At 63.8% G+C, this 1,570-nt stretch carries 2 protein-coding genes; both read right to left on the reverse strand.

All coding sequences use genetic code 11. The features are described from left to right. Positions 1-504: 504 nt before the first annotated feature. Complete coding sequence (locus tag GPA_RS09245; RefSeq protein ID WP_015539703.1) at positions 505-1,230, reverse strand: trigger factor; 726 nt, start codon at positions 1,228-1,230, stop codon at positions 505-507. Positions 1,231-1,312: 82 nt separating this feature from the next. Continuing rightward, a partial coding sequence (locus GPA_RS09250; RefSeq protein WP_041239389.1) for a response regulator transcription factor occupies positions 1,313-1,570 on the reverse strand: 258 nt, incomplete at its 5' end.

A 1,570-nucleotide genomic window follows, 5' to 3' on the forward strand; every position in this document is an offset into this window, starting at 1 on the left:
GGGGGCGCCGGGAGCGCTCGGGGCAGGGGCGTTCGCGCCCGTGCCGGCAGCATCCGCAGCGGGAAGCTCGGTGCCGCACTTCTTGCACTTGTCGTTCTCGGGCGGGTTGAAAGAGCCGCAAGACGGGCACTTCTTCATCATTTCGTCGAACGACGGCGGTCTGAAGCACATATCGTGGTTCCTCCTCTTCCTCATTGAATCTCGGTGGACAAGGTCTGTTCGCAAATACATTGGGGTGCATTCACAGCGCATAAGCTACCACGCGGCAAATCGGCGAAACTACCTTCGCGGGTATGAAAAAGGGCGATCTAGTACTGGCAGTCATACTCACTACTACGCGTGTATCGAGGCTTTTACCAGGGGAAACGAAAATCGGTCATGCAAAGGGGACGATACGGGGTATGAGGCCCCCAACATGCGGAAGGGCCCGCATTGCGGGCCCTTCCGAAGCGGCCGATGCCGGGAAGCGCGGGCCGTGGCGCCGGATGGCGCAGAGAAGCCGGGCTAGGCGGCGGGGGCGTCGTCCTCCGTCTCCACGACCGCCGTGTCCACCACGCTGCGCATGACCTTGACGCGTGCGGCTGCGCGCTGGGCGTCCGCCATGCGGCCGTTCGCCTCGATCTCGGCGAGGAACGCATCGGGGTCGTCCGTGGACAGATACTCGGTGAGCTCGGAGGGCGCGACCTCGGTCCCCGTGGCCTCGATCATCTTGTCGAGCGCCGCGTTGAGCTTCAGCTGGAACACCACGTCGTCGCGCAGCTTCTCCTCGAACTGCTCCGGCGTGAGATGCTCCTCGCGCAGGTAGCGCTCCTTCGTGGACCCGAACGACTTGAGGCGCTGCTCGTACTGGGCGTGCGAAGCCTCGATGTTCGCGGCGACGACATCTGCGGGCAACTCGCCCTCCAGGCGCGCCACGAGGGCGTCGGAGCACTTCTGGAACTTCGTGTTGTTCCAGGCCACCATGCCCTGGCGCTCGAGGTCCTGCTTGATGCCCGCGCGCAGCTCGGCCATGGTGCTGATGCCGTCGAACTGGCTCTTTACCCACTCGTCGGTCAGATCGCCGATGGAGCGGATGGGCGAATGGTTCGTGGCCGAGGCAATGTAGACGAACAGCTGAGCGTCGATGTCGTCGTCGGTGGCGACGGGCTGCGGCGGCATGACGATGTGCACGCTGTCGTGCGAGGAGAGCGCGAACGCGCTCAGGTCGAGCTGGGGTGTGGATTCTTGCATAGGGTGCTCCTTACGGTTGGCGGGGCGTCGCCCCTGATGGACAGCAAAACGGCGCGCCGTGGCGCGCCGAGATGGGCCGATGTCAGTCTTGCTCCTGCGATTTGATGTCTTCCTCGCGGAACGTCTCTATCAAGCTGAGCATCTCCTGCGACGAATGCACCCCGAGTTTGTGGTAGATGTTCGCTATGTGGGTCTTGGCCGTGTGCATGGAGATGACCAGCTTCTGCTGGACGTACTCGGCGTTGCGGCCCTTGGCTATGAGGAAGAATATCTCGGTCTCGCGCGGGGAGAGCTTGTAGAGCTCGGCGATGCCGCGGCACGTGCGCCGCCAGGGCGTGTC

Origin of the sequence: Gordonibacter pamelaeae 7-10-1-b (assembly GCF_000210055.1) — a bacterium.
Lineage (GTDB): Bacteria > Actinomycetota > Coriobacteriia > Coriobacteriales > Eggerthellaceae > Gordonibacter > Gordonibacter pamelaeae.